Source organism: Aequorivita viscosa (assembly GCF_900106795.1).
In the GTDB taxonomy this organism is placed as follows: domain Bacteria; phylum Bacteroidota; class Bacteroidia; order Flavobacteriales; family Flavobacteriaceae; genus Aequorivita; species Aequorivita viscosa.
The window spans coordinates 106,854-131,045 of the sequence record NZ_FNNS01000001.1; the positions used below are offsets into that span (position 1 = coordinate 106,854).

Annotated in this window: 21 protein-coding genes; 13 read left to right on the top strand and 8 right to left on the bottom strand. The window is 34.7% G+C overall.

The window, feature by feature from the left end; translation table 11 throughout:
• Positions 1–263: 263 nt before the first annotated feature.
• The 5 genes from lon (at position 264) to BLW28_RS00535 (ending at position 5,945) form a co-directional block, all read left to right on the top strand.
• Complete coding sequence (gene lon, locus BLW28_RS00515; RefSeq protein ID WP_073216175.1) at positions 264–2,714, top strand: endopeptidase La; 2,451 nt, start codon at positions 264–266, stop codon at positions 2,712–2,714.
• Between the two features lie 164 nt (positions 2,715–2,878).
• Entirely contained in the window at positions 2,879–3,895 is a 1,017-nt protein-coding gene (gene porQ / locus BLW28_RS00520) for a type IX secretion system protein PorQ (protein WP_073216178.1), read from the top strand.
• Between the two features lie 48 nt (positions 3,896–3,943).
• Positions 3,944–4,639 carry a (d)CMP kinase gene (gene cmk / locus BLW28_RS00525; protein ID WP_073216180.1) on the top strand — a complete coding sequence of 232 codons (696 nt, stop codon included), beginning with the start codon at positions 3,944–3,946 and terminating at the stop codon, positions 4,637–4,639.
• Positions 4,640–4,836: 197 nt separating this feature from the next.
• Positions 4,837–5,262, top strand: coding sequence for a large-conductance mechanosensitive channel protein MscL (gene mscL / locus BLW28_RS00530; RefSeq protein WP_073216183.1), 426 nt, complete (start codon positions 4,837–4,839; stop codon positions 5,260–5,262).
• A gap of 119 nt (positions 5,263–5,381) precedes the next feature.
• Positions 5,382–5,945, top strand: a complete 564-nt coding sequence (locus BLW28_RS00535) for a hypothetical protein (RefSeq protein ID WP_073216186.1) — start codon at positions 5,382–5,384, stop codon at positions 5,943–5,945.
• A 285-nt stretch (positions 5,946–6,230) separates the two neighbouring features.
• On the opposite strand, the gene BLW28_RS00540 is transcribed toward BLW28_RS00535, so the two are convergent.
• On the bottom strand, positions 6,231–6,608 hold the full coding sequence (locus tag BLW28_RS00540) for a DNA topoisomerase IV (RefSeq protein WP_073216189.1): 378 nt from the start codon (positions 6,606–6,608) through the stop codon (positions 6,231–6,233).
• A 48-nt stretch (positions 6,609–6,656) separates the two neighbouring features.
• Positions 6,657–7,073, bottom strand: a complete 417-nt coding sequence (locus BLW28_RS00545) for a helix-turn-helix transcriptional regulator (RefSeq protein ID WP_073216474.1) — start codon at positions 7,071–7,073, stop codon at positions 6,657–6,659.
• A 289-nt stretch (positions 7,074–7,362) separates the two neighbouring features.
• Here BLW28_RS00545 and BLW28_RS00550 point away from each other — a divergent pair, with 289 nt between their 5' ends.
• From BLW28_RS00550 to BLW28_RS00575, 6 genes are all read left to right on the top strand, one after another.
• Complete coding sequence (locus BLW28_RS00550) at positions 7,363–8,484, top strand: M14 family zinc carboxypeptidase (RefSeq protein WP_073216191.1); 1,122 nt, start codon at positions 7,363–7,365, stop codon at positions 8,482–8,484.
• Between the two features lie 72 nt (positions 8,485–8,556).
• Entirely contained in the window at positions 8,557–9,036 is a 480-nt protein-coding gene (locus tag BLW28_RS00555; RefSeq protein ID WP_073216194.1) for an Lrp/AsnC family transcriptional regulator, read from the top strand.
• Positions 9,037–9,514: 478 nt separating this feature from the next.
• Entirely contained in the window at positions 9,515–10,462 is a 948-nt protein-coding gene (locus tag BLW28_RS00560; protein ID WP_073216198.1) for a YihY/virulence factor BrkB family protein, read from the top strand.
• Positions 10,463–11,437: 975 nt separating this feature from the next.
• Positions 11,438–13,150, top strand: a complete 1,713-nt coding sequence (locus BLW28_RS00565; RefSeq protein ID WP_073216203.1) for an AAA family ATPase — start codon at positions 11,438–11,440, stop codon at positions 13,148–13,150.
• Positions 13,151–13,333: 183 nt separating this feature from the next.
• On the top strand, positions 13,334–14,479 hold the full coding sequence (locus tag BLW28_RS00570) for a HEAT repeat domain-containing protein (protein WP_073216206.1): 1,146 nt from the start codon (positions 13,334–13,336) through the stop codon (positions 14,477–14,479).
• A 7-nt stretch (positions 14,480–14,486) separates the two neighbouring features.
• A complete protein-coding gene (locus tag BLW28_RS00575; RefSeq protein ID WP_073216210.1) occupies positions 14,487–15,929 on the top strand; it encodes a glycosyltransferase family 2 protein in 1,443 nt (480 codons plus the stop codon).
• Between the two features lie 226 nt (positions 15,930–16,155).
• Here BLW28_RS00575 and BLW28_RS00580 read toward each other — a convergent pair whose 3' ends face one another.
• Both BLW28_RS00580 and aroB read right to left on the bottom strand, forming a co-directional pair.
• Positions 16,156–16,449: a hypothetical protein gene (locus BLW28_RS00580; RefSeq protein WP_073216213.1), complete on the bottom strand. Its 294-nt coding sequence runs from the start codon at positions 16,447–16,449 to the stop codon at positions 16,156–16,158.
• Positions 16,450–16,525: 76 nt separating this feature from the next.
• Positions 16,526–17,599 (bottom strand): 3-dehydroquinate synthase, encoded by a 1,074-nt coding sequence (gene aroB / locus BLW28_RS00585; protein ID WP_073216216.1) that lies wholly within the window; start codon positions 17,597–17,599, stop codon positions 16,526–16,528.
• A gap of 75 nt (positions 17,600–17,674) precedes the next feature.
• Here aroB and BLW28_RS00590 point away from each other — a divergent pair, with 75 nt between their 5' ends.
• Positions 17,675–18,847 carry a proline dehydrogenase family protein gene (locus BLW28_RS00590; RefSeq protein WP_073216219.1) on the top strand — a complete coding sequence of 391 codons (1,173 nt, stop codon included), beginning with the start codon at positions 17,675–17,677 and terminating at the stop codon, positions 18,845–18,847.
• A 31-nt stretch (positions 18,848–18,878) separates the two neighbouring features.
• On the opposite strand, the gene BLW28_RS00595 is transcribed toward BLW28_RS00590, so the two are convergent.
• The 4 genes from BLW28_RS00595 to porX form a co-directional block, all read right to left on the bottom strand.
• Positions 18,879–19,253 (bottom strand): DUF4258 domain-containing protein, encoded by a 375-nt coding sequence (locus BLW28_RS00595; protein ID WP_073216222.1) that lies wholly within the window; start codon positions 19,251–19,253, stop codon positions 18,879–18,881.
• Between the two features lie 58 nt (positions 19,254–19,311).
• A complete protein-coding gene (locus BLW28_RS00600; protein WP_073216225.1) occupies positions 19,312–20,511 on the bottom strand; it encodes an alanine dehydrogenase in 1,200 nt (399 codons plus the stop codon).
• A gap of 197 nt (positions 20,512–20,708) precedes the next feature.
• The gene (gene tsaE, locus BLW28_RS00605) at positions 20,709–21,125 is read right to left on the bottom strand and encodes a tRNA (adenosine(37)-N6)-threonylcarbamoyltransferase complex ATPase subunit type 1 TsaE (protein WP_073216228.1); all 417 of its coding nucleotides are present in this window, start codon (positions 21,123–21,125) and stop codon (positions 20,709–20,711) included.
• 71 nt (positions 21,126–21,196) lie between these two features.
• Positions 21,197–22,747 (bottom strand): T9SS response regulator signal transducer PorX, encoded by a 1,551-nt coding sequence (porX, locus tag BLW28_RS00610; protein ID WP_073216231.1) that lies wholly within the window; start codon positions 22,745–22,747, stop codon positions 21,197–21,199.
• Between the two features lie 186 nt (positions 22,748–22,933).
• Between porX and BLW28_RS00615 the strand changes: the two genes are divergently transcribed.
• Positions 22,934–24,160 carry an HD domain-containing protein gene (locus tag BLW28_RS00615; RefSeq protein ID WP_073216235.1) on the top strand — a complete coding sequence of 409 codons (1,227 nt, stop codon included), beginning with the start codon at positions 22,934–22,936 and terminating at the stop codon, positions 24,158–24,160.
• Positions 24,161–24,192: the final 32 nt, after the last annotated feature.

A 24,192-nucleotide genomic window follows, 5' to 3' on the forward strand; every position in this document is an offset into this window, starting at 1 on the left:
ATTTTGGGAATTCACCCAACTCTTAAAGCTTCATTTGGAATATTAATTTTATTTTCAAAAAAGTATTTCAATTTAAAATTCTTTCCCCTTTATACGGGCGTTCTTAAAGCTTTTATTCGATAACTGGCATAACTCTTGAAATACATCTAAGGAAGAACGTTGAATCCTCTAGGTTTCACCGTTTTTAGATTATATAATGTTTTAAACTCAATAATAACTCGTTGTGACACTTTTAAAAGTGACACAATGTCTTAAATAAAAATATGGCTCAATCAAAATTAAAATTGTTGGACAAGTTGTCATTTCAGGATTTAGATGGGGATGCTGAATTTATTCCGCTTATGTCTGCTGAAGATGAAGATGCAATGCACAAAGAGGATCTTCCTGATACACTTCCCATTCTGCCTTTACGAAATACAGTTCTTTTCCCAGGTGTTGTTGTTCCAATTACAGCTGGGCGGGATAAATCTATTAAACTTATTAACGAAACCAATAAAGGAAATAAAATTATTGGTGTCGTTTCTCAAAAGGACGAATCTGAAGAAGAACCGGGTATCGATGATATCAATACTATTGGAACAGTAGCTCAGATTCTTCGGGTTTTAAAGATGCCTGATGGAAATACAACTGTTATTATCCAAGGTAAAAAGAGATTTGAGGTAGTGGATGTTCTACAAACCCAACCTTATATGACTGCTTCTATTCGAGAAGTAGGTGAGGCCCGTCCAGAAAATGAAAGCGATGAATTTTTGGCTATTATCGATTCTATTAAAGAAATGGCGCTTCAAATTATAAAAGTAAGCCCGAATATTCCTTCAGAAGCTGCGTTTGCTATTAAAAATATAGAAAGCTCTAGTTTCCTTATCAACTTTGTTTCCTCAAACCTTAATATTTCAGTCGAAGAAAAACAGGCGTTATTGGAAATAAACAATCTAAAAGACAGGGCATTAGAAACGCTTAGATATATGAATATCGAAATACAGAAGCTTTCTCTTCGCAACGATATTCAATCCAAAGTTCAGAGTGATATTAATCAGCAGCAGCGAGAATATTTTCTTCAGCAGCAAATGCGAACCATTCAAGAGGAGCTTGGAGGTTCCTCAATAGAAGAGGAGATTGATGAAATGCGTGTTCGTTCTAAAAAGAAAAAATGGAGTAAGGAAGTTCACAACCATTTTGAAAAAGAACTTACCAAAATGCAGCGAATGAATCCGCAAGTGGCGGAATATAGCATTCAGCGTAACTACTTAGATCTTCTTCTAGATTTACCCTGGGATCATTACAGTAAAGATAAATTCGACCTGAAACGCGCCCGTAAAGTATTAGACCGTGATCATTACGGACTAGACGATGTTAAAAAGCGAATCATTGAATATTTGGCAGTATTAAAATTGCGAAATGATATGAAATCGCCAATTCTCTGTCTTTATGGACCTCCAGGAGTTGGAAAAACCTCTCTAGGTAAGTCTGTGGCCGAAGCTTTGGGTAGAAAATATGTTAGAATGTCCTTAGGGGGGCTTCGCGATGAAGCTGAAATCCGTGGACATAGAAAAACCTACATAGGGGCAATGCCTGGTCGTATTGTTCAGAGCATAAAAAAAGCAGGTACAAGTAATCCAGTATTTGTTTTAGACGAAATAGATAAAATTTCTGCGAGTCATCAAGGAGATCCATCTTCAGCAATGCTCGAAGTTTTGGATCCAGAGCAGAACAATTCTTTTTATGACAACTTTTTAGAACTGGGGTACGATCTTTCAAAGGTAATGTTTATCGCTACTTCCAATAGTTTAAGTACAATTCAACCAGCGCTTAGGGACAGGATGGAAATTATTCACGTAACAGGTTATACAGTTGAAGAAAAAGTGGAAATAGCAAAACGACACTTACTTCCTAAGCAATTGAAAGAGCATGGTTTAGATAAAGGTGCTTTACAAATTCCGAAGAAACAACTTGAAAAAATAGTCGAAGGCTATACGCGGGAAAGTGGCGTACGTTCTTTGGATAAACAAATTGCAAAAATGGTTCGTTTTGCAGCCATGAAAATAGCAATGGACGAACCGTATGAAAAGAAAGTAACCAATGAAATAGTTGTCGAAGCTTTAGGTTCGCCAAAAATGGAACGTGGTAAATATGAAAATAATGAAGTTGCCGGAGTAGTAACTGGGTTGGCTTGGACGAGTGTTGGAGGCGATATTCTCTTTATAGAATCTGCAATTTCGAAAGGAAAAGGAACGCTTAACCTTACCGGAAACCTCGGGAAGGTTATGAAAGAATCAGCGACCATCGCGATGGAATACATTAAGTCGAATGCCGAAGCTTTAGATATTTCTCCTGATATTTTTGATAAATATAACGTACATATTCACGTGCCAGAAGGAGCAACTCCTAAAGATGGACCAAGTGCAGGAATTACGATGCTAACGTCTTTAGTCTCTTTATTTACCCAACGAAAAGTGAAGAAAAGTCTTGCAATGACAGGAGAAATAACACTTAGGGGAAAAGTACTTCCTGTGGGCGGAATTAAAGAAAAAATATTGGCAGCCAAACGTGCTCATATCAAAGAAATTTTACTTTGTGAAGAAAATAGACGGGATATAGACGAAATAAAAGAAGAATACTTAAAAGGCCTAACATTCCATTATGTGAAAGACATGAGTGAAGTTTTAGAAGTTGCGTTAACGAAAGAAAAGGTTAAAAACGCAAAAACACTATAATTTCAAGGTAAAAATTGGTTTGATATTTTAAACGGATGAGGTGAAAAAGTGATGTTTTTTACATTTCATCCGTTTTTATTTTTAATTTCCCCAACAATCTAGAGTTCATGAAAATAAATTATACTTACTTTCGTTTTAGATTTCAGTTACGGTAACTTGCGTTCATGGCCCAAAAATTTTTTATTGTATTTTTTATACTTTCCTTTACAGTCACAGCACAAGTGGGCGGGGATGGAACGTACCAATTTCTCAACTTGGTAAACAACCCCAGAATGGCTGCTTTAGGAGGGAAAGTGTTGACTAATTACGATTACGACCCTATCCAAGCTATTTGGAACCCAGCGAGTATTAATCCAGCAATGGACAACCAACTTTCATTAAATTACACCAACTATATTGGCGATGTAAATTACGGAACTGCTGCCTATGCTTACCTTTGGGATAGACGAACACAAGTGCTGCACGCTGGTGTAACCTATGTAAACTACGGTAAATTTGATGGGTATGATGAATTTGGAACTCCCACCAATAGCTTTAGCGGTAACGAAGTAGCCTTATCTTTTGGTCACGCACGAAATATTGCTTTTACCAATTTTCACGTTGGGGTAAATGTTAAGTTAATTTCTTCAAAATTAGAGCAATACTCGTCTTTAGGGGGCGCTGTAGATATTGGACTAATGTATGTATATGAAGATTGGGACTTGAATATTACGGGAGTTGCGCGGAATATAGGATCTCAATTTACGCCATATCACGAGCAATATGAGCCACTTCCTTTTGAATTGCTATTCGGAATATCGCAAACGTTAGAAAACATCCCTATTCGTTGGCATTTAACCTTAGAAAATATGCAGCAGTGGGATGTTTCCTTTTCCAACCCAGCACGAGAGCAGACCGATCTTGAAGGTAATGTAACCGAAGAAAAATCAAATGTTTTCACGAACGCGCTACGGCATACAATTTTTGGAATTGAATTGTTTCCAGAAAGTGGATTCAATATTCGTTTAGGGTACAACTTTAGAAGAGGAGAGGAGTTGCGAATTCTAGAAAAACGAGCCTTTGCCGGACTAAGTGCAGGCTTTTCAATAAAATTGAATAAGTTGCGATTGAGCTATTCGTATGCGCAGTATAGCACGGCGGCAAGTTCTAGTTTTTTCGGGCTTAATATTGACCTTCAGTAATAAAACCCGCATCTTTGCGCAAATTAACAATAGCCATAAATTGATTTTATGAGGAAAATTACCATAGCCATTGACGGTTATTCCTCTACTGGAAAAAGTACCGTAGCCAAACAACTTGCAGATTATTTGGGCTATGTGTACGTAGACAGTGGAGCCATGTATCGCGCTGTAGCACTCTATGCGATGGAAAATGGAATTATTTCTGACACACATTTTGATAAAGCCAAACTCATTGAAACCTTACCTCAAATACAGCTGTATTTTGAAAAAAAGAATGATTGGGAAAAAGCCCACATTTTTTTGAATAACCGAGACGTAGAAAACGAAATTAGAAATCTTGAAGTCTCCGGATTTGTAAGCCCAATTGCTGCTATTCCAGAGGTGAGAGCCAAATTAGTAGCACAGCAACAAGAAATCGGACTCAAAAAAGGAGTTGTTATGGACGGTCGCGATATAGGAACGGTTGTTTTTCCCGAAGCCGAGTTAAAAATTTTTATGAATGCATCCGCCTTTCAACGCGCACAAAGACGCTACAAAGAACTTGTTGAAAAAGGCGAGAACATTCAATTTGAAGCCGTTTTAAAGAACCTGGAAGAAAGAGATCATATTGACTCTACACGAAAGGATTCCCCGCTTAAAAAAGCTGAAAACGCTATCGAAATCAATAATTCCGAAATGAATATCGAGGACCAATTCCATATGGTGCTCCAATTAGCAAAAGACCGTATAGCAGGTCGCGTTTAAATTTATTTTCAAAATGCTCTTAATTCTAAAAAATATGGGAATTGATTAAATGTGAGGCAATTTAAATAATCTTATTTTTATCTTAGAAAAGCATTTTGGTGTGTAAGCATTCTGCCAAATTTCAAATTAAATTTATAACACTTTTAAAACTATAAGAGTATACTCTAGTTGTACCGTAATTAAAGTCAATAAAAAGTATGAAATCATTTTACCAAGAGTTTAAAAATTTTGCCATAAAAGGAAATATGATCGATATGGCAGTCGGAATCGTAATTGGTACCGCTTTTAACAATGTAATAAGCACCATTGTTAAAAAAATTATAATGCCTCCTTTATCTCTTCTTACCCAAGATGTATCGCTTTCAGATAAAAAATATGTATTGCGAGAGGCCACAGAAGCTGGGGAGGAACTAGCGATAGGGTATGGAGAACTTCTGGAGGCCCTGATAGACTTTTTCATTATAGCTTTCACGATTTTTATTATAGTGAAGTTTTTAAACCGCTTTAAGAAAAGGGCAGAGGACCCTAAAGATAAAACGGTGGAAACTCCAAAAAATATTCAGCTCCTGTCTAATATTGAGAAATTGATGGCTGAGCAGAACGATATTTTAAAGAATCGATAAACGGCTTTTATATTAAAGGGTGTTGTTTTTGCAATTTAAGAATGTATAAAATATTCATTCATAGTATGATGCTGGATATTATTTTAAATAATAAAATTGTAAGGTTTAAATGATTCTCTATGAAAAATCTTATACTTGCCCTAACCTTTTTCTGCTTCACATTAATTGCAAAATCACAAACGGTAAGCGTTGAAAACTCAACTTTCGGCATCCAAACAGGTTTTTTAGGAATTTGGGCTCATAATGAAGCGAAATTATCAAATCAAATTGTGCTGCGAAGCGAATTAGGTTTTGATTCAGGAATTTGGGGCGGAAGTTATTATGATAAAACTGGATATGTATTTGCTCCAGTAATTACGTTGGAACCGCGTTGGTATTATAATCTTAATAAACGTGTAAAAAAAGATAGGAGAATTGAAGGGAATAGTGGAAATTTTATCTCTTTAAAAACAAGCTACCATCCCGACTGGTTCGTGATTTCAAACTACGAAAATATTAGTATTGTTAGTGATGTTGTTATTATTCCAACTTGGGGAATAAGAAGAAACCTTGGGAACCATTTTACCTATGAAACTGGTATTGGCATTGGGTATGTTTATTATTTTGCAAAAGCAGCGGGATATTTAGATAATGAAAGCGATGTTGCTGTCAATTTCCACCTCAGAATGGGCTATAGATTCTAGCAAGAATGGGCTCTTGATAAATAACGGAAACGAAGCGTTTCAAATCTTTTATAACAATACGATTGTAGGCGAATTTAAGTGATGTTGGCAAGAATCCAATCCCAAACCATTTTCGGTGAGAGATCCGAATACTGTATTTATCCAAGGTTTTATTTAGAATGAGCTAAGTAATACAATTGCCTAAATTTATTCTCTTTAGAAGCTGTCGAGAAGTAAAGGCGCCCCGAACGGTCTTTTCCTATACCGAAACCAAGCTAAAACGCTTACATCAATCATTTAAGAAGCTTATTTTTCATGAACCCTGCGAGCAACACCTTTGCTAGTGTTTGTGCTTCCCACCTCGCTAAATTCAAATGTATACTCGTTTTCAGAAGTGGTGAGAATCTTAATCAGTATAGCTTTCTTTTCAGCTTGATTTTTTGGATTTAACTTCTGAAGTATATACTCACAGTTGTTAACCCATCGGATGGATGAGGTATCAGTCTTTCCTTGAAAGTAATCTATTTCAATAGAATCGTTTCGCACCAGCGTTGTTTTAAACACTTCGATACCTACTACGGCTTCAAACTCAAAGCTACCAGTCTTGAAATCTGCACAATTTCTATCTTTTTCATAACATCCAGAAAAGAGGAGGCAGAGCCCTAAAACATAAAGAAAACGCATAATTAAAATTTTCTGCGAATTTCGGAAAAATTAACGACAACTTCTCTTTTAGTTTTCATAGGCCTTAAAAGTTCCATCGGCATAAAAGATAACAATGCGATCAATTTGTTGAGATCCTGATTTTGATTCAGGGAGTTTTTCAGGTTCATGAACAGCTTCTGAAATTAAATTCTGCGGTTTTTTAAGAGTAGGAATAGGGTCTGGTTTTTGAATTTTCTCAACAGATTTAGATGCACCATCAGAAGGAAATGACCCCTTCCCAAACACCAACCAATCCATGGTTATCTCCGGAAATTTTTGCAGAAGTTTCATCACAAATTCCAAGCTAGGTTTGTTTCTTCCAGACACTAAGTGTGAAATTGTAGAGCGATTAAAATCGATTTCTTCGGCTAAAGCGGAGGCCGTTAGTCCATAAAAATTCAAAATTTTTTCTAGTCTTTTTGTGAAATCCTTGCTGTTTAACATTGTAGCATTTTTAAACCCATATTTGCGATTACAAATGTAACGCATTGTTTCATGGTATCAAAACTTCATATTAACTTACTTTGAAATAGTTAAACTTTTAGTTTGTATAAAGTTGTTTATGTAACTGAATTATACATTTATAGCATATTGAAATAAATGAAGTTAAAATTTATGACTGTTAATAGCAGATTTCAAGTCTTCTGTGTTTACTATTGTAATCACAAAAGCAGAAAACTTTAGGTTACAATTGTAAACATAGCTTTGTTTAACTTTGTAACACACAAATAATATGGAAATAGAGAATTGGTATCGCAATAATTTTGAAGCTCGATTGGGTGGAAGGTATATTACTTCAAAAATGATTTTGCCGCTATTAAACGAGTATAAAAACAAGTTTAAAATATCGATTGTTGGGGCTTCTGAAAAAGACAAAAACATTCATTTAATAAAAATTGGTAATGGGGGAAAAACTATTCTCGCATGGTCTCAAATGCATGGAAATGAGTCCACGACTACCAAGGCAATTTTTGACCTTTTGAAATTTTTAAATCAAAAAGATTTCTTCCAAAATGAGATTCAAAATTTTTTAAACACATATTCATTGTATGTAATCCCAATATTAAATCCTGATGGAGCAGCATTATATACGCGTGAAAATGTTAACGGAATTGATCTTAATCGAGACGCTCAAAAATTATCACAAAGTGAAAGTCGATGTCTTCGAACAGTTTTTGACACATTAAAACCTAGTATGTGCTTAAATATGCACGACCAGCGAACAATTTATGGTTTTGATAATGGTATGCCAGCCACTGTATCTTTTTTATCGCCCGCTGCAAATGCCGCACGTTCTGTGACAAAAGCGCGTATGGTTGCAATGAAAAATATTGTACGAATGAATAATTGTTTGCAGAAATTCATTCCAGGGCAAGTAGGGAGGTATGACGACAGCTTTAATTCCGCCTGTGTTGGAGATACTTTCCAAATGGAAGGAGTACCAACGATATTGTTTGAAGCAGGGCATTATAAAGATGACTATAAACGTGAAAAAACGCGGGAATTTATATTTTATGCACTTCTTACATTATTTGATATAATGGGAGGTCGTCAAAAAGTAGATTACAACGATTATTTTGCGATTCCGGAAAACCGTAATAATTATCGTGATATTATTATACGAAACGCTAAATTGGCTAGTCATACTAGCTTAAAAGACGCTGCTATTCAATATGTCGAAGTTTTAAATAATGGCGTTATTATTCATGTTCCACATCTGGACGAAATAGGTGGGCTTGAGAAGCTATTTGGGCATTTAGAAATTGATGCTCAAGGCTCAGAAATATTAACAAATACTGATAAAACATTAACATATGGTGTTAAAGTTTCAGATATCATAGGTTTTAGGGCTTAAATGCCGTTATATTTTTATTAAAATATTTTTTACTCTCTAAAAACAAGCTATTTTTGCGAAAAATTAATTATTATGTCAAAGTTTAAATTGGACGACACGGATCACAACATCCTCGATTTATTGATAGATAACACGCGTATTCCATTTACGGATATTGCGAAAAAACTTAATATTTCTGCAGGAACGGTTCATGTTCGAGTGAAAAAAATGGAAGAAGCAGGGATTATTACAGGATCCTCTCTTCAGGTTGATTACAACAAATTAGGTTATTCTTTTATCGCCTATGTAGGGGTGTTTATTTTTAAAACATCGCAAACACAATTTGTTATGGAGCGTATAAGTGAAATACCTTATATTACCGTAGCTCACGTTACCACTGGTAAATTCAATATCTTTTGTAAGATAAGAGCTCGAGATACTGCTCACGCGAAAGATATCATTTATCAAATAGACGATATTGAAGGAGTTAGCCGTACGGAAACAATGATTTCCATGGAAGAAAGCATTAACGATAAAAAGAGATTGCTACACTCAATTTTTAGCATCGACTAATCGTTAAATTCAAATTTTTAAAAGCCATTCTCTTATGAGAGTGGCTTTTTTGATTAATATGCTGCCTTAAAACTCGTAATTTATTCTTGCATTAATATTAAGTGTAAGCTTGATTTACTGAGAAAGTCGTATTATTAAAATTATATATTCGTTGTTTGCGGTTTTCGAAGCAACGGATAAATTGCTATACGTAATAAGGGCGTTAAATTTACTTTTATTCGCTTGTTTTCCCTTTGCAGGTAAATGCGAATGCGTTCTAAAATATATGCTTTTGGGGAAAAATTATGAGAAGGTTTTCTATTTGCCAAATGTAAATGAAGATGGTTTTTACTCGTTAACCTTAATTCTGTGTGGCTTTAACAAAATTCTATTATTTGTTTTGCATAAATATATAATTCTGAAACGTGGTATATAAAACAATAGATTGTACCTTAACCGAGAATTTTATCGAAATAATCACGCACGAACTTAATATAGAATGAAATTCATTAAACTTTTAAAAGACACTTATTTAAGTTGGGATAAGAATGATCCGTGGGCAAAAAGCGCCATTATAGCTTATTATGCTCTTTTTTCGCTGCCTTCGCTACTTATAATAACAGTCCATATTGCGGGAGTGTTTTTTGGAAAGGAAGCTGTAGAAGGAAGGATTACCTCTGAAATTGGCGGATTAATAGGGAAGGGGAGTGCAGAATTAATTCAAGCAATGATCATAAATTCTGCGTTGGCTGAAAGCTCTTTGCTGTTTGTTATTTTTGGTGTGGGTGTTTTGATTTTTGGAGCTACCGGGGTTTTTTTTCAACTACAAAAAGCTCTTAACGATATTTGGAGTGTCCGTGCTAAAAAGAATACGTTAATTTCTACCTTAAAACGTCGGGTAGTGGCCTTTTGGATGGTTTTGGCTATTGGTCTTTTATTACTTATTTCGTTGATTATTAGCACAGCTATTAATGCCTTTAGCCAGTTTATCGGAAGCTATTATCAAGATTTGTCTTCTGGTTTTTTGGAGGTGTTAAACTTCGCTTTTTCTCAAATAATTGTAACTGCACTTTTTGCCACCATATTTACCGTTTTACCCGATGTTAAGGTTAAATGGAAAACCAATATTATTGGAGCTTTTATGACTTCATTATTGTTTTTAATTGGTAAATATTTAATTGGATTTTATTTCTCACAATCAGATCCTGCCTCGGTTTATGGAGCCGCAGGGAGCTTAGTGTTGCTTTTACTTTGGATTTATTACACTTGCCTTATATTATTCTTTGGAGCCGAATTTACTGTAAACTGGGCCTTGCATAGAGGAATTAAAATTGAACCAAGCGAAAATGCTATGCTTTCTTATGAATTAGAAATGAAAGAACTTCGAGAATATAAGCGAAAAGTTGAAGAGGATAAAAAAAAAGCCGAATCCTTAAAAGCTAATTAAATTTGAACGGTATTGGGAAATAATACTCCTGTAAAAGCTGTTTTGAAGTGCTTTTACCTGGTTTTGTACAAACTTTGAAACATTTTTTCAACTATTCAGTTTCTTCACAATTGTTTGTAATAATTAGGATTCTATTTCACGATGCTATCATTTATCTATCATCTAAGATCTTTTCAAACTCTTTAGGCCTTCAATTTAGTTATGGAATACTCCTCATAGAAGCAGCTTATCGGATCGTTTTAACGTGTTTTATTTTCATTTACAGTCAGATTACTAATCTGATAGGAGCTAATTATGTCTGCATATCGTAAAAACTTACACAGCTTCAATAATGATATTTTTAGAAGATTAATACTATAAATTTCAAATAAACTTGATGCGATATATTTAAAATTCACCTTATATTCAACTTGCTAATAGGTTGCGAAGTACCGTAAGCAGCCAGAACTTATCTAAATTCAGAAAACCAAATAAAATATTAAATAAACAGTTTAAATGCAAATTCGCTCACAAAACACTTTACAATAATTTATTTAAAATATAGATTTACCAAAGGAATGGATGATTTACATCCAGCTTGATAGTGCATTTACACTGTTATAGAAATAATATAGAGAGATTGTTTAAAGTTTATTACTGAACTTTATTTTTTTCTTACTGAGATATACGAATTTATCGAAACATTTTTACCTTTGTTAATAAACTTTACCTAACTCAAAAACTGGTACTTATATTGTTTTAAAATGTCAATCGCTTTTTAACAATTTGACATCAATATTAGAGAATATTAGAGGAAATTCGAAAACATCCCCACTGTTTTCAGCTTTGTAACAAAGGTTGCTGTTTAGAGTGTGTTATCTTAGTACTATCGCAGTTTCTTAGCAGGATTTATTGCAAATAGTATTAACCAATATTGGTTGCTTAAGTGGTGTTCGGTAATACCACTTTAGCTTTCCAAAAAATTAGTTGAAAAGGATGGGAATTAAAAAGGCTGAATTAATTGATGGAATATACACGTGGGATAATAATATTACTAAATCCGAGTGGATATCAGTTTTACAAGATAAATCTTTAATTAAAGAAGAAACAAAATCTTCATTGTATAAATTTTACCTCGAGCCCGGACACCGAAGCACGTGTCGCAAGTTGGGACAAAAGCACAATATAGATTCTAATATTATTCAGAATAGCATTAATGCGCTTGGAAAAGCTATTCAAAAAAAACTCAACCGATTTCAAATAATTGGAAGCGATAAAGAACCTACCTATTGGGTAATTCCGATGTATGGAGAGTTAAACAACAGAACGTTAGAATGGGTTATCCGGCCAGAATTAGTTGAGGCAATGGAAACTTTGTATGTCGACGGAAATCCCTTACACGAAAAAATGGTACAACCTATTGGTGGCATACACCAGACTCCAGAAGAACGTGCTAAAACCAATTTTTCTATTAAAGACTATGTTAGTTTATTGAAAAAGAGCAAGAATTTAGTGTTAACAGGAGTTATTGGAACTGGAAAAACCTATTTGGCAAAACAAATAGCTGAAAAAATGCAAGCAGAATATAATTTAGTTAGATTCCATGCAGCTTATTCGTATTCAGATTTTATTGAAGGATTAAGACCAACAACTTGGTGGGAAAATAGCTCAGATTATACTGAAGAACTTAAAGATGGTGATTTTACAATTTTCTGTAAGAAGGCCTTGCAAAACCTATTAGATAGCCAAAAAACAGTAGAAGAACTCAAAGAGGAAAAATCTATTTTCGAAACAATGACCTTGTTTACGGAAACCATGAGAGATAAAATTTTTCAAGACGGCCATTACTTACTTGAATGTGCTAAAATTGGTAAAAAAGTTAAGGTTACAAGCTTAAATCGATCTACCATAACAGTTTATACCGATCAAGGAGAAAGCTTATCAATACCGTGGGGGAATATGGTTAATATGTATAAGACGTATAAAAAACATAAAAATATTGGTTGGTCGCTTTCTGAAATAGAAAAATATCTTGAAATATATCATCACCATATTGTTTTCTTCCTCTTTTTAAAGGTTTATGATAAGTTTCAAGAGGAAAATCTTGTAGAAGTTGATGTAGACGTTGTTGAAAGAAAAGATTTCGTTTTTATAATTGACGAAATGAACAATGCTAATATTATTAAAGTTTTTGGAGAAGCCTGTACTACACTTGATCCAGAAAATCGAGGCCCAAAGGGCAAGGTTAAAACCAAACTTATAGATCACGTCCCTGGATACGATCTGTTTCATGATGGTTTCTATATTCCTGAAAACGTTTATATAATTGGTACTATGAACGACGTAAGCTCAGAAAGTAGAGTTCTGGATTTTGATACCATTAAAAAGTTTACTTGGAAAGAAATAAAGGTGAAAGATAGGCTGTCTATGTGGGACGATTTAATCCCAGAATATAAAGATGAAGCCTATAGAATAATGACTACTATTAATAAAAGAATAGACAATATACCAGGTCTAAACGAGCTTTATCATATTGGCCCTTCGTACTTTCTTAAATTAAAGTATTTTGATGGTGACTTTGAACAATTTTGGGATAATTATTTAGAAGGGATTTTGACCAGATATTTAATAAATTTGCCTGATCATCCTGAAATAATCTCAGAACTAAAAGAATCTTGTAAGAAAAAGCAAAAACAGATAGCGGTATAAAATTTCCTTCTCCTATTTGCTGAAAATCCAATACTATAAATCGTAAACTAAATTCCCATGGATAGGGGTTGGATTACTGATGCTTATAGCACAGACAAGTTTACTATAAAAATAAAGCCATATTTTATACTATTTTTTAAAATAAAAAGACTCTAGGGTTTACCAACACAGAACGGATTTTATATGAGCGTATTCGATTATTACTATTATTACTATTCTGCTGTTTTCGCTGGATATCCGGTAATAATTAAAATAGCTATTTTCATCATTCTTATTCTGTTCTCATTGACTGTAATGAGCTTGATTAGGTTTTTCTATATTCGTCATAAACAGATTTTGAAAGCCAAGCGAAAAAAGAAAATCAAAAAAATCTATAAGGCAAACTTAATAGACATACTGTACTTTTCATTTAAAGAGCTAAGCGTACAAGATTTAAATGCTGATGCCGAATTACCCGAACCCCAAAAAAAATGGCAAAAAAGAATGCTTACCGACCTCATTTTAAAGGTTAAAAGCGATAAATCTTATGAAATGGACGGTGGTGTTTTTCAAAGTTATAATTACATCAACCTTTTAACTTATTTTAAATTGTATGATTATTGGGTAAATGAAATATCTTCAACAGACATTTCTAAAGCAATCAGGGCTTTGCGGGTTATAAATGAAATAGGGGGAGGAGTTCGAGGTTCAGCTTTTTCTAGTTCTGTTTATCACCGCAATGGGTATCTTCGAAAATTTGCACGAATGACCTACACCCGATTTGACTCTCACGATCCTTATAAATTTTTAGAACAAGGCTTGGATGACCATTTCAATAAATTTGATGAAAAGCGCTTGCACTATATTCTAATTGAAATGAATAAAGACCATCCTATTCCGCTATTAACAAAATGGGTGCGTAATTCAACCAAGGAAAACTATAAAGGTTTCCTCGTTAGGGAAATGGGCTTTTTTAAACAATACGAAAGCATTCCCTTTTTAGTTGAACTGTATAAAACAGAACAGAGCATTTTGGTTAAATGTGAGATAATGGAAACGTTAGGTGAATTGGAATATGAACCATTAATTGATTTGGCAAAGGAGGAGTTTAATTCTGCTTCCAAACCCCTACAAACAAGCATAATTGAAGGGCTAAGATTATTAAAATCGAGAAAATCGCTTCCATTTTTAACTGAGACGTATCAAAGCACACAGTTTAGTGAAACTAAAATTAAAATAGTTGAGATGTTGCAAGAATTTGATGAAGAAGGCATGTCAATTTTGATTTCACTATCAGAAAAAAGTAGCTCGAAATTTGAGGAGAACCTATTTGCTTATGCTTTAAATTAATTGCTGAATGGATCAAATATTAGACTTTTATCAATATGCAATATTCTTCTACTCTGCTTTTATCACGCTAGCGTATGTTAGTTTGGCCATTCTAGGATATTTTAATATTACCAGTAAAAACAGCTATTACACCGAAAGAGAAGACAACCTTCTCAATAGTTTTCCAGAAGAGGCGCCGGGCATTTCGGTAGTTACCCCAGCTTTTAACGAAGATCTTATTATTATAGACAGTGCTCATTCTTTATTAAACCTAGAATATCCGAATTTTGAAGTCATAATAGTTAATGACGGAAGTACTGATAATACTTTAGACACGCTCATTAAAGAGTTCGACCTTGTATTAACTCCTTTTCCGTATATAGAAAAGGTGCGTTGCCAACCCATGAGAGGTATTTATAAGTCGAAAAACCCTCGTTATTCAAATCTCACGATTGTGGATAAAGAAAATGGAGGCACCAAGGCCGATGCTATGAACGCCGGAGTAAACGTTGCTAATTACGACTATTTTATCAATACCGACATCGACGGATTGTTAGTACCAAATACCTTGGCGAAAATGATTGTACCAGTATTGGATTCCGAGATACCGGTAATAGCAGTAGGCGCAACACTCCGTATGGTAAATTCGTGCGAAGTAGATAAAGGAAGAATTACACGGGTAAGACCTCCAAATAGATTAATTCCAACGTTTCAAGAGACTGAATATTTACGCTCGTACCTAATTGGAAAAATGGGTTGGGCTACTTTAAATGCAGTTCCCAATGTGTCTGGAGGTTTTGGGTTATTCGATACAAACGTAGTGATTGGAGCTGGAGGTTATGACCCGCTTTCGCAAGCCGAAGATATGGATATGACCTTGCGAATGATTGCTTTTATGCGTGACAGAAAAAAGAAATATAGAATTAGGCAAATCCCGGATACGTGTTGTTGGACAGAAGGACCTTCAAATTTAAGGCTTCTTTATAGGCAAAGAACGCGATGGGGAAGAGGGCTTTTACAAATATTTCTGGTTCATCGCCGATATCTTTTTAATCCGAAGTACGGACGCATGGGAATGTTATTACTACCCTATGCGCTCTTTTTCGATTTCTTGGCTCCAATATTAACAACCACAGGGTTTTTTATTATCGCCTTTTTATTGTTTACCAATCAAATCAATTTTGATACTTTTTGGTTGCTGTTACTACTCGTTTATTTAATAGGGGTTAGTATGTCATTGGTAGCAATTACAGCAGATTTATCCAATAAAAAACTGTATAAAAACTATTCAGAATATGGGCGACTAATTTTTTTCAGTCTTTTTGAAGTGCTTTTATATCAACCTTTTAATACTGTTTTCTTTGTAATTGGTTATGGGCAGTTTTTGTATAATCGAGAATTTAAGTGGACGAGTATGACCCGACAAGGGTATACCCGAAATACTGAGGTAACTATAGAACCAGAAGAATAGATCCCGTTATTTAATCATCTTCAAGTTTAAATACATAATCAACACAATTGTTTTAAACAATAGTGAATGTAAAGAGCGAGTTAAAAGCCATTTATATTCATTTAAACATCATTTGTCCTGCTTTCTACTAAAACAGCTCCAACGATATACAAAAAGTTACATACAAAAGCGAAGGTCACCTAAACATATATTTAGATGACCTTCGCTTTTATATGTAATAAGAATTTTACTCCTCTTCGTCCAGCTTCACTTTGTCTGGCATATCGCTGATAGGCTCGTGAAAGTCTGCATCCTCGTAGTCATCCTCATCAAAATTGGCCATTGAGGTCTCTAATCTAGAACTTACTTTAACTAGATATACTGTGTCTTCTGTCTTAACCTCTACAGCTTCAACTGTTTCATTTTTAGCGTTTTTGAAGGTGATAACATGGTCATCGTCATACCCGTCTGGATATTTTTCGACAAGTAAAGAAAGTATTTCGGGGGTCAATTTCCGATAGTCAACAATAATGCGCTTCATTAAATTAAATCTTTATTAGTTTTGGGTATAAAACTATTCAAAAATTAATCACTTAAAAATTATTTAAACAGAATTTTCATAAATTTTTATAAAAATCAAATGCGTTGTAAATCAACTTATTGTTCACAATACAGTCTGTTTTTGGTTTACCTATATCATGCAATAGTACAAAAAGCACTTTCCCATTTCTGTTCTTTTTGTCAAACACAAGTAGGTTTATGATATTATCGATTTCATTTTTATTGAATTCCTGTTTCGAAAATACAGCCATAAGCGTTTTTGTAACTTCGGTTAACCGTTTAATAGGAAAATCTAAAAGTTGGTTTGAAATATAGGTGGCTAAAATAATTCCAATGGCAATTGCTTCGCCGTGCAGCAGTGGTTCTCTTTCTTTATTATCTAAACAGTGCGACTCGATAGCATGACCGAGCGTATGCCCGTAATTTAATGTCTTTCTCAAGTTAGCTTCAAAAGGATCCAGCGAGACTATTTCATTTTTAATTTGAATCGACTCCCAAATTAGTGATTCAAATTTAGATGTATCATTAGGGTTCAGACTTTCAACTTTCTCCCAAGATTTTTGATTGTGAATAATACCATGTTTAAACATTTCGGCCATTCCCGAAACTAATTGTCTCTTGGGTAAGGTGTTTAGAAAGATGTTTTCAATAACCACCATTTTTGGAAGATAGATAGTGCCTATTTGATTTTTGGCAAGACCAAAATCAATTCCGTTTTTACCTCCAATAGAAGCATCTACCATTGCAAGTAGCGTAGTAGGAATATTCACAAAAGCGACCCCTCGTTTGTAGGTTGAAGCAACAAATCCGCCTATATCGGTTATCATTCCACCTCCTAGGTTTACTATTAAACTGTTGCGATCAGCTCCTTTATCCGAGAGTGCTTCCCACAGGCCATTAGAAGTAGTAATATTTTTGTGCTTTTCGCCACATGGAATTACCAATACCTTCCAATTAACTTCTAAATTTACTTCTAAATTTACTTTCTCGTATAAAACTGGTAAACAGTGTTTTTTGGTGTTTTCATCAACAATTACAAACACACTAGAGTAGTTCGTTTTTTCAATATGAGAAGCTAGAATTTTCCACGCATTTTCATTTTGAAAAACCAATCCTTCTTTTTGGATCATTTTTTATTATTTGAGATACTTTGTCTTTAAACAGATTTCAAATCTAACTATATTTACACACTTTATTTTTATTATATGTCAACAAAAAATTATTTCGATAATACCGAAGTTGCTTTTAAACTTAAAAGTGATTCGGAACTTGAGCGAGCCTATTTTCTTTTTAAGATGATTTCAAAAGAACCTCTTGTAAAAGTAGGTACTACAATGACAAAATTTGCGCTTAATTTAAATCTTCCTGTAGAAGGATTAATACGTTCAACGGTATTCGACCATTTTTGCGGAGGGGTTAATGAAAAGGACTGTATGCCTACGGTAGATAAGCTTTATGATGCTGGGGTTTATTCTGTTCTTGATTTTTCTGTGGAAGGAAAAGAGGAAGAGGCTCAATTTGATGCGACTGCCGAAAAGGTGGTTGAATTAACTCACTTTGCCCAAAATAAAAAATCGATGCCATTTTCAGTATTTAAGCCTACAGGTTTTGGGAAATTTGAAATTTTCCAGAAAAAAACTGAAAAGAAACCCTTATCTCAAGCTGAAGAACAGCAATGGCAACAAATAGTTCGTCGATTTGACTCTGTTTCTAAAGCTGCCTACGATTGTAATATAAGTTTACTAATTGATTCGGAACAATCGTGGATGCAAGATGCTGCAGATTTTCTGTGTGAAGAAATGATGGCCAAGTATAATCGTGAAAAAGCAGTAGTGTTTAACACCTTGCAATGCTACCGATGGGACCGTTTAGATTATTTAAAGAAAGAACACGAAAAGGCAAAGGCCGGTGGTTATAAATTAGGTTATAAAATAGTGCGCGGAGCGTATTTGGAAAAAGAAAATGAACGGGCTTTAGAAAAAGGCTATCCAACACCAATCTGCGGTAGCAAGAAAGAAACCGACGATAACTTTGATGAGGTAATGCGTTACATCATGTCCAATTTAGATGATATTTCACTGTTTGTTGGAACGCATAATGAAATGAGCACTTATCTTGCTATGGAGTTGATGGATGAAATGAAAATTGACAAAGAAGACTGCAGAATGTGGTTTGGTCAGCTTTATGGAATGAGCGATCACATTACTTTTAACTTAGGTGAAATGGGTTATAAAGTAGGAAAATACATTCCGTTTGGACCTGTTAAAGATGTGATGCCTTATTTAATTCGTCGGGCAGAAGAAAACACTTCGGTTGCTGGGCAAACAAGTCGCGAATTAAGTCTGCTAAAAAAAGAAAGACAGCGTAGAAAAATGTAAGAGTGCTTTGAGGTATTTGTATATACCTTTTTTAATCATCAAAAGTAGCGGTCATTACGGTCGCTACTTTTTCACAATTTTCGATTCTTAATTTTAAGTTTTTTTCCTGAACCTTTCCTACTACAACGTATTGTTTGCACGAATCTAATTTTGTATTACTTTCAGAAAAATTAACATCTCCAGTAAGCAATAGAATACTAACAGCCGAAGTATCCATTTGGTTTTGTTTTAAAAACTGTAATGTATTATCTGAAAAAGCACGCTCTTTTAGTCGAATGTTCTTTAAAGTTCGTGCATCAAGTCCATAAGCACAGGACGTCTTTTTTCCGCTAAGGATAAAAATTACAAGCAGGATGCCAATAAATAAACCTCCTGAAAAATAGGCCAATCGGTATTTTAGTTTCATTTCTGGGAATTGTAAATATTCGGAAATCCGGGTTTTTAGAATACGCTATCAATTGCGCTTAAAAAATCAATAAGTTCAAATCGCTATATGGCAAGTCGAACCAATCGGCAACAGCTTTGTTGGTGAGTATTCCGCGGTAAAAATACAAACCATTTTTCAAACCATCATCAAAGCGTATTGCATTTTCCAAACCTCCACTTTCTGCAATTTCTAAAATATAGGGAGTAAATATATTGCTAATGGTTATAGAAGCTGTTTTAGGATATCTTGCAGGAATATTAGGTACTCCATAATGAATAACATTGTGTTTAATAACGGTAGGGTTATCATGGGTCGTCATTTCTGTAGTTTCAAAGCAGCCGCCCATATCTACACAAACATCAATAACAACGGCGCCTTTCTTCATTCTCATCACCATTTCTTCTGTAACAATAATAGGGGAGCGGTTATGCCCTCGAACAGCGCCAATGGCCACATCACATCTTCTAAGTGCTTTTGTTAAATTTTTCGGCTGTATGGTAGAGGTATATAGGATTCTGCCAACATTAGTCTGAATAGTTCTAAGCTTCGTTATTGAGCTATCAAAAACTTTTACATTCGCACCAAGCCCGAGTGCCGAACGTACAGCAAATTCTCCTACAGTGCCAGCGCCAATAACAACAACTTCAATAGGAGGAACACCACTAATATTTCCAAATAAAAGTCCGTTGCCCTTTTTTGCATTCACCATGAGTTCTGCTGCAATTAAAATTGAAGCTGTACCTGCAATTTCACTTAATGCTTTAACCAATGGATAGGTGTGGTCTTCGTCTTTTATAAATTCGAACGCTAGCGCAGTAATTTTCTTTTTTGCGAGGGTTTGGAAATATTTAAGCTGTCTCGTCTTTAACTGTAGCGCAGAAATAAGTACTGTTTTGGGGTTTATAAGTTCTAATTCATCCAAGGTTGGAGGCTCAACTTTTAAAACCACAGGACATCCAAAAACTTTTTTTGTGTCATCTGTTAGTTGCGCTCCTGCTTCGGAGTATTCGTTGTCGGAAAACCCAGATTCAAGTCCAGCCCCATTTTCCATAAGTACACGATGACCATTACTTACAATGGCACTCACTGCATCTGGAGTAAGGCAAATTCGTTTTTCCTGAAAGTAAGCTTCTTTTGGAATTCCAATAAAGAGTTCTCCTTTCTGTTTCGCGATTTCCAAAGTCTCCTCTTGAGGTAATAATTGCGCTTTGGTAAAGGGTGATTTAGGGTTGGCCATGGGTGCAAATTTCTCGCATCAAGTTACGTAATAAATTAAATTACCAAAAAAATAAAAAAGATCAATATGAAATATAAAAGAATGAAACTACAAGGGTTGAAGTTTAATTTTTTATTTCTTGAATATAAGAAGGTTGTAAAATGAAACGAATCAAGTAGTTTTTTTGAAACGTTGATAAAGACTTTTATTAAAGCCTGTTATTCGTTTGAATCGTCAATTACTATAGTGCGACTTCCGTCGTGGTTTTTAGTGATTTCGATTTTCACAGCTTCTTCAGGTAATAGTTTTTGGATTTTTTCCGGCCACTCAATAAATACATAATGGCCACTATAAAGGTAGTCTTCAACGCCAAGGTCTAAAGCTTCCATAGGATCTTCAATTCGATAAAAATCGAAATGATAAATTAAACCATCAGCAACTTCGTATTCGTTAACAATAGAAAACGATGGGCTAGAAGCAACTTCATTAGCGCCTAATTGTTGCGATAATACTTTTATGAGCGTTGTTTTTCCAACCCCCATAGAACCATAAAAAAGGAAAATCCTTGAGGTTGCAATCCCTAAAATGTTTTTTGCAACCTCAGGGAGTTCTGTATGCGTATAAGTTATTTTCATTTAAAAGAAATCGAATTTATTTTTTGCAAATTTACTTTTTTAAGTATACATGGTATTCGATTTCGATATATCTATTTAGGAACATGTACCGAAAATGGAATAATCATTTCCTGAAGCGACACGCCCCCGTGCTGGTATGTATTACGGTAGTATTTTACATAGTGATTGTAATTATTTGGATATGCAAAAAAGTAATCTCCTTTAGCGAAAATAAACGAACTACTCATATTTATTGAAGGTAATTCAATGGTTTTCGGGTCTTGGGCAGCCAATACTTCTTTGTCTTCATAAGTCAAGCTTCTGCCGGTTTTATACCGTAGGTTAAGACTGGTGTTTTTGTCTCCAATAACCTTAGACGGATTTTTGACATTAATCGTTCCATGGTCAGTTGTGATAATAAGTTTAAAACCTAATCGTGCCGCTTGCTGAATAATTTCTAACAAAGGCGAGTTTTTGAACCAGCTCTGAGTCAACGATCTATACGATTTGTCAGTTGATGCCAATTCTTTAATAACCTCCATTTCAGTTTTAGAGTGGGAAAGCATATCTACAAAATTGTAAACCACAACAGTCAAGTCTTCATCTTTATGCGATTTAAAATTTTCAACCAATCTTTTTCCTTGTTTTAAACTGGATATTTTGTGGTAACTCCAATCTAGGTTCATTCTAAGCCTTTTTAACTGAGCGGCAAAAAACTCTTGCTCCTTCATGTTTTTCCCGCCTTCATCTGTATCATTCAGCCACAAATCTGGGTGGAGTTTTTGCATATCAAGTGGCATAAGTCCTGAGAAAATGGCGTTTCTTGCATATTGAGTAGCTGTTGGTAGTATGCTGTAAAAAAGTTCTTCCGAAGATTTTTTATAAATATTTGAAATCGTTGGCTCTAAGGCTTTCCATTGATCCAATCTTAAATTGTCTATTACGACCAAAAGGGTAGGTGTTCCTTGCTGAAGTTGAGGTTTTATTTTTTCCTTAAAAAGATTATGGCTCATTATAGGAGCATCGCTAGGCTCACGGAACCATTCAGGATAATTTTTATCAATAAACTTACAAAACTGGCTGTTAGCTTCAACTTTTTGAGATTCTAAAATCTCAAACATTCCAGGGTCTTCAATGTTTTCTAGCTCTAATTCCCAATAAACCAATTTTTGGTATAAGTCTTTCCATTCCTCATAACTATTAACCGTGGATAAATCCATGGCAATCTTTCGGAATTCTTGCTGGTAATTTGAAGTGGTTTTTTCAGAAACTAATCGACTATGATCCAGGTTTTTCTTTAAACTAAGTAAAATTTGATTCGGATTTACGGGCTTTATTAGGTAATCGGCAATTTTTGAACCAATGGCTTCTTCCATAATGTATTCTTCTTCACTTTTGGTAATCATTACCACAGGAAGAGCAGCGTGAACTTCTTTTATTTCTGAAAGTGTTTCGAGCCCTGTTAATCCGGGCATGTTTTCATCTAAAAAAACAATGTCGAATGATTCTTTTTTTATCTCATCCAAAGCTTCCATTCCGCTTTTTGCAGTAGTGACTTTGTAATTTCTATTTTCTAGGAAAATGATATGTGGTTTAAGCATATCTATTTCATCATCTACCCAAAGTATTTTTATATCGCTCATATATGTATATTTGTCTTTGCGCTCCGAAGCCTGGGCGAAGGAGTCTTATTATACTCCAAAGTTTTGGCTAAGGAATATTGTTTATTTCATTTTATAAGTAATTCTCAGTCGTTGCGAAGAATTCCTTCAAAAATAGACCTGAATTTTTTTAAAAGATTATTGTAGCTACTAATTTAAAGTTAAAGTTTGAAAACCCTTCCCAAGCTTAAAATCATAAACGACCCAATCTACGGTTTTATTACTATTCCTAGTTTATTGGTATTTCAGCTCATAGAGCATAAATATTTCCAACGGTTGCGCCGAGTTTCACAAATGGGGTTTTCGTATATCGTATATCCCGGCGCGCATCACACAAGATTGCACCACGCTTTAGGTGCCATGTTTTTAATGCAAAAAGCCGTACAAGTTTTAAAATCAAAGAAAGTTCCAATTTCTCAAAAAGAAGAAGAGGGCTTGTATATCGCAATTTTATTGCACGACATTGGTCACGGGCCGTTTTCGCACGCAATGGAACATAGCATTGTAGAGAATGTGAGCCACGAAGATATTTCTCTGCGGTTTATGGAGGCGTTAAACCAGAGTTTTAATCAGCAATTAACTGTAGCAATACAAATTTTTAAAGACGAATACCCTCGCAAATTTTTTCATCAGTTGGTATCGGGACAGTTAGACATGGATCGCTTAGATTATCTAAAACGTGATAGTTTTTATACTGGAGTTTCAGAAGGCACAGTTAATTCACAACGATTAATTGCAATGCTGAATGTACGAAACGATGCATTAGTTGTTGAAGAAAAGGGAATCTACTCTGTAGAAAACTTCATTGTAGCCCGAAGATTAATGTATTGGCAGGTGTATTTGCACAAAACAGGAGTCGTGGCAGAACAGCTTTTAGTACGTGTTTTAAAACGAGCCAAACAACTTACGGCCAAAGGTGTTGAACTTCCTGCGAGCAAAGCATTGCGGTTTTTTCTACATAATGATATTGGCTTGAGCGATTTTTCAGATGAAGTGCTTGAAACGTTTGCAAAACTAGATGACAATGATGTTATTTCGGCAATGAAATCGTGGGTAGACCATGAAGATTTTGTTCTTAAAAATTTGTGCGATATGCTTTTACATCGGGATTTATTGAAGGTTAAGGTAAAGTCGAAACCTTTTCCGGTTAAGAAATTAAAAACAAAAAATGAGCAATTAATGAGTCGTTACAAAATATCGGAAGAAGAGGCAGCGTATTTTGTGTTTTCGGGTAAAATGGAGAACCAAGCGTATAGTATGGAGAAAGATACGATAAACTTGTTGCGAAAAAACGGGAAGATTGTCGATGTGGCTAAGGCTAGCGATCAATTTAATATTGAAGCCCTTTCAAAATCAGTAGTTAAGTACTATATGTGCTATCCAAAAAAACAATAAAGATAGCTAACGAGGCTATGTCCTTTTTTTCT

Bases quoted from the DNA above. Each gene is read 5' to 3' on its own strand.
- BLW28_RS00535 (WP_073216186.1), top strand. From the start codon at position 5,382: ATGAAAAATCTTATACTTGCCCTAACCTTTTTCTGCTTCACATTAATT.
- BLW28_RS00550 (WP_073216191.1), top strand. From the start codon at position 7,363: ATGGAAATAGAGAATTGGTATCGCAATAATTTTGAAGCTCGATTGGGT.
- BLW28_RS00560 (WP_073216198.1), top strand. From the start codon at position 9,515: ATGAAATTCATTAAACTTTTAAAAGACACTTATTTAAGTTGGGATAAG.
- porQ (WP_073216178.1), top strand. From the start codon at position 2,879: ATGGCCCAAAAATTTTTTATTGTATTTTTTATACTTTCCTTTACAGTC.
- BLW28_RS00575 (WP_073216210.1), top strand. From the start codon at position 14,487: ATGGATCAAATATTAGACTTTTATCAATATGCAATATTCTTCTACTCT.
- porX (WP_073216231.1), bottom strand. From the start codon at position 22,747: ATGAGCGATATAAAAATACTTTGGGTAGATGATGAAATAGATATGCTT.
- BLW28_RS00540 (WP_073216189.1), bottom strand. From the start codon at position 6,608: ATGCGTTTTCTTTATGTTTTAGGGCTCTGCCTCCTCTTTTCTGGATGT.
- tsaE (WP_073216228.1), bottom strand. From the start codon at position 21,125: ATGAAAATAACTTATACGCATACAGAACTCCCTGAGGTTGCAAAAAAC.
- BLW28_RS00600 (WP_073216225.1), bottom strand. From the start codon at position 20,511: ATGGCCAACCCTAAATCACCCTTTACCAAAGCGCAATTATTACCTCAA.
- BLW28_RS00590 (WP_073216219.1), top strand. From the start codon at position 17,675: ATGTCAACAAAAAATTATTTCGATAATACCGAAGTTGCTTTTAAACTT.
- BLW28_RS00595 (WP_073216222.1), bottom strand. From the start codon at position 19,253: ATGAAACTAAAATACCGATTGGCCTATTTTTCAGGAGGTTTATTTATT.
- cmk (WP_073216180.1), top strand. From the start codon at position 3,944: ATGAGGAAAATTACCATAGCCATTGACGGTTATTCCTCTACTGGAAAA.
- lon (WP_073216175.1), top strand. From the start codon at position 264: ATGGCTCAATCAAAATTAAAATTGTTGGACAAGTTGTCATTTCAGGAT.
- BLW28_RS00555 (WP_073216194.1), top strand. From the start codon at position 8,557: ATGTCAAAGTTTAAATTGGACGACACGGATCACAACATCCTCGATTTA.
- mscL (WP_073216183.1), top strand. From the start codon at position 4,837: ATGAAATCATTTTACCAAGAGTTTAAAAATTTTGCCATAAAAGGAAAT.
- BLW28_RS00565 (WP_073216203.1), top strand. From the start codon at position 11,438: ATGGGAATTAAAAAGGCTGAATTAATTGATGGAATATACACGTGGGAT.
- BLW28_RS00545 (WP_073216474.1), bottom strand. From the start codon at position 7,073: ATGTTAAACAGCAAGGATTTCACAAAAAGACTAGAAAAAATTTTGAAT.
- BLW28_RS00580 (WP_073216213.1), bottom strand. From the start codon at position 16,449: ATGAAGCGCATTATTGTTGACTATCGGAAATTGACCCCCGAAATACTT.
- aroB (WP_073216216.1), bottom strand. From the start codon at position 17,599: ATGATCCAAAAAGAAGGATTGGTTTTTCAAAATGAAAATGCGTGGAAA.
- BLW28_RS00570 (WP_073216206.1), top strand. From the start codon at position 13,334: ATGAGCGTATTCGATTATTACTATTATTACTATTCTGCTGTTTTCGCT.